Below are 3,783 nucleotides of genomic sequence, written 5' to 3' on the forward strand. Positions count from 1 at the left end.
AAATTCCTGCATTCCGTGCAGGCGACACCGTTAAGGTGGGCGTGAAGGTCATCGAAGGTGAGCGCACGCGTATTCAGAATTACGAAGGTGTATGCATCGCACGTTCGAACAAGGGCATGGGCTCCAACTTCACCGTACGCAAAATGTCGTTCGGCGAGGGTGTTGAGCGCGTATTCCCACTGTACAGCCCAAATATCGACAGCATCGAAGTTGTCCGTAAGGGCGTCGTACGTCGTGCGAAGCTTTACTATCTGCGTGGCTTGACCGGTAAGAAGGCACGTATTGCCGAACGCCGCGACCCGCGTCCTATTAAAACCACCGAGGCTGCCGAATAAGGCAGGAGCCGCGTTGCGTTTCTAACCAAACACAAAAGGCCGGGCTCCCACAAAGAGCCCGGCCTTTTTTATTGTGTGTGCCCCGGCGCAGGCCTGGGTCCAGACCTCGGTATAGTCCTCCAGCGATAGCTGGACCCCAGCCTTCGCTGGGGAACACAAAAAGGAAGTTAACATGGGTTATCGTATCGTAGTTGCAGGCGCGACGGGCAATGTTGGCCGCGAGGTCGTCAATATTCTTGCCGAACGCGCATTCCCTGCCGATGAAGTGGCTGTGCTGGCGTCATCGCGCAGCCAGGGTATCGAAATCGAATATGGCGATACCGACAAGATGCTGAAGATCCAGAATATCGAGAATTTCGACTGGTCGGGCTGGGACATGGCGATTTTCGCTATCGGTTCAGAAGCAACCCAGAAATATGCGCCGATTGCGGCTGCTGCAGGCTGTGTGGTCATCGATAACAGCTCGTTGTTCCGTATGGACCCAGATGTCCCGTTGATCGTGCCTGAGGTCAACCCAGACGCGATCGACATCTACAAACGCAAGAATATCATTGCGAACCCGAACTGCTCGACCGCGCAGTTGGTCGTCGCGCTGAAGCCGCTGCACGATTATGCGAAAATCACCCGCGTCGTTGTCTCGACCTACCAGTCCGTCTCTGGCGCGGGCAAAGAGGGCATGGATGAATTGTTCGAGCAGAGCCGCAACATTTTTGTCGGTGACAGCGCGGACGCGAAAAAATTCACGAAGCAGATCGCGTTTAACGTCATTCCGCACATCGATAGCTTCCTCGACGATGGCTTTACCAAGGAAGAGTGGAAGATGATGGTAGAGGTCAAGAAAATCCTCGATCCCAAAATCAAGCTTACCGCGACCTGCGTGCGCGTTCCTGTGTTCGTCGGCCACAGCGAAGCGGTGAATATCGAATATGAGCGCGAAATGTCTGCAGAAACCGCGCAGAACATCCTGCGTGAAGCGCCTGGCATCATGCTGATCGATAAGCGCGAAGATGGCGGTTATACAACGCCCGTCGAAGCCGCTGGTGACGATGCGACTTATGTAAGCCGCGTGCGCGAAGATCCGACCGTCGACAATGGTCTTGCCTTCTGGTGCGTCTCCGATAACCTGCGTAAGGGGGCCGCGCTGAACGCGGTGCAAATCGCCGAACTTCTTGGACGGCGGCATTTGAAAAAGGGATAAGTATATGGGGCTGCAAGCTGATGTTTTTTGGTCGTTTCGCAGCCCCTATAGCTATCTGGCGACGCGGCGATACAGCGCGCTTGCCGAACAATATGATCTGACCATCAACTTGCGTCCGGTCTATCCTTTGGCGGTGCGTGAGCCGGACTTTTTCGAACGCAGCCACCCAAATTGGTTGCGCTATACCTTTACCGATATGTTCCGCGTTGCGCAGTTTCATGGCATTCCGTTCGGCCCGCCACGGCCCGACCCGATTGTGCAGGACGTCCGCACTCGCAAGATTGCTGAAGAGCAGCCCTATATCTTTCGCCTGACGCGCTTGGGACAGGCGGCGGCACGCCGGGGCAAGAGCCTTGCATTTTGTGATGAGGTATCACGCCTGATCTGGGGCGGCGCCGAAAATTGGCATGAAGGGGACCATCTCGCCGGTGCAGCGACGCGCGCCGGACTGGACTTGGCTGAACTGGGCACTGGGGTGTCCCAACATTGGTATTCGATGGTGAGCCGTTTTTTGGACAGGACCGCATTGATATGGCGGTATGGCGGATGCAGCAAAAGGGCCTGGTTGCGCGATAAGCCTTATCGTCAGTCGGCCATCACGGGTTGCTGACCCGGGGCGGCTTTGCCCGGCTTTAAAAGGAAAATCAGCGGGCTGACGATGACCACCATGATCATCATCAATTTGAAGTCGTCAAGATAGGCAATCATGGCGGCCTGTCGGTTGATTTCCATATTGACCATTTGCATCGCGGGTTCGCCTACTGATCCCAGCCGCTCTGCTATGGATGGATCGACTGCATTCATGGACGATGCTGTCACATGCGATGCTAAATCTTCGTGGCTGGTTTGCATATTACGCGCGAACATTGTGGTCATAAGTGAGATCCCGAAACTGCCACCAAGGTTACGGAACAGGTAAAGCAAGCTGGAGCCATCGGTGCGTAACCGCAGGGGAAGCGTCGAAAATGCTACAGCGTTCAGGGGAATGAAGACGAACCCCATGCCAAAGCCCTGAATTAGCCCCGTGTAGACGATCAGGTGCCAGTCCATGTTTAATGACCAACTTGTCATGACCCACATGGATGCCGCGGTAATCAGAAAGCCGCAGAAGATTAAAACGCGCTGATCGACCGTTTTGCTCAATTTCGTGGCTAAAAACATGGCAAACATTGTGCCTACACCGCGCGGAGCGAGTAGCATGCCCGTGTCGTAAACCGAACGGCCATAAAGATTTTGCAACATAGGCGGCAGCAACGCGAAAATGCCAAATATCGTCATCCCGACAAGTAGCATCATGCCCAGAGAAATAATGAAATTGCGGTCTGTCATCAACAGCCGGTCAAACATCGGATTAGGGGTCGTCTTCTGATGTATTGCAAACATCCAGATCGCCGCGACCACAACGAGCAGTTCGATGATGATCTCCCAGCTTTGTAGCCAGTCTTCTTGTTGCCCACGGTCAGCTAACAATTGAAGTGTGGCAAGGCCAATGGCCAACATTGCAAAACCAAACCGATCAAGCTGTCGCCGGTTAATGGGGCGCGATGGGAGTCGCCACCAGAGGATTGCTACCGTCAGAATGCCGATGGGTAAGTTGATGTAAAATACCCAGCGCCAATTGTAATTTTCGGTCAACCAGCCACCAATCATCGGGCCTAAAATAGGCGCTATCATAATGCCCATGCCCCACATGGACATTGCGCGCGGCGCATCCGATGGCTTGTTTATATCGAGCAGAATGGTCTGCGAAAGTGGCCCGATGAAAGCTGCGCATACGCCTTGGAATATCCTGAAAACGACCATTTCGGTAAGGCTGGTTGATATACCGCAAAGCATGGATGCGAGAATAAAACCGGCTACCGCACCCAAGAACAGATTGCGTGAACCGATCCTGTCGGCAAGCCAGCCCGTAATAGGCATCGCAACCGCGCTTGCGATGATATAGCTCGTGAGGACCCATGTTATGGTATCCATCGTTGCGCCAAGACTTGTTTGCATGAGCGGGATGGCAACGTTGGCAATCGTCGAATCCAGAATTTGGATAATGGTCGCGCCCATGACGGCAAGCGTCAGCAGCCCCTTGTTCTTGACCGGATAGGCCGGCTGATCGAGCGGATTACTTGTTGGTGTCGATGCGGACATGGGCCGACAATCCTGCAATCATTGCACGCTTCGGCTTGTCGGTAATCGATATCCGTACAGGGACGCGCTGCGTTACCTTGACCCAATTGCCATTCGCATTTTGCGCTG

At 54.1% G+C, this 3,783-nt stretch carries 3 protein-coding genes and 2 pseudogenes; 3 read left to right on the plus strand and 2 right to left on the minus strand.

What is annotated here, in order from left to right:
- The first annotated feature begins 2 nt into the window (after nucleotides 1-2).
- The 3 genes and pseudogenes from rplS to ACIQ0G_RS10570 all read left to right on the plus strand — a co-directional run bounded on the left by rplS (nucleotide 3) and on the right by ACIQ0G_RS10570 (nucleotide 2,109).
- Nucleotides 3-335 carry a 50S ribosomal protein L19 gene (gene rplS, locus ACIQ0G_RS10560; RefSeq protein WP_397577867.1) on the plus strand — a complete coding sequence of 111 codons (333 nt, stop codon included), beginning with the start codon at nucleotides 3-5 and terminating at the stop codon, nucleotides 333-335.
- A gap of 172 nt (nucleotides 336-507) precedes the next feature.
- Nucleotides 508-1,533, plus strand: a complete 1,026-nt coding sequence (locus ACIQ0G_RS10565; protein ID WP_397577868.1) for an aspartate-semialdehyde dehydrogenase — start codon at nucleotides 508-510, stop codon at nucleotides 1,531-1,533.
- A 4-nt stretch (nucleotides 1,534-1,537) separates the two neighbouring features.
- A pseudogene (locus ACIQ0G_RS10570) lies at nucleotides 1,538-2,109 on the plus strand (2-hydroxychromene-2-carboxylate isomerase).
- A gap of 9 nt (nucleotides 2,110-2,118) precedes the next feature.
- Here the strand turns inward: ACIQ0G_RS10570 and ACIQ0G_RS10575 are convergent.
- Both ACIQ0G_RS10575 and ACIQ0G_RS10580 read right to left on the minus strand, forming a co-directional pair.
- Nucleotides 2,119-3,675: a DHA2 family efflux MFS transporter permease subunit gene (locus ACIQ0G_RS10575; RefSeq protein WP_397577869.1), complete on the minus strand. Its 1,557-nt coding sequence runs from the start codon at nucleotides 3,673-3,675 to the stop codon at nucleotides 2,119-2,121.
- Nucleotides 3,650-3,783: pseudogene (locus tag ACIQ0G_RS10580) on the minus strand (HlyD family secretion protein); the annotation flags it as partial. The gene ACIQ0G_RS10575 and the pseudogene ACIQ0G_RS10580, both read right to left, overlap by 26 nt.

Source organism: Sphingorhabdus sp. (genome assembly GCF_044354325.1).
Classification (GTDB): domain Bacteria; phylum Pseudomonadota; class Alphaproteobacteria; order Sphingomonadales; family Sphingomonadaceae; genus Sphingorhabdus_B.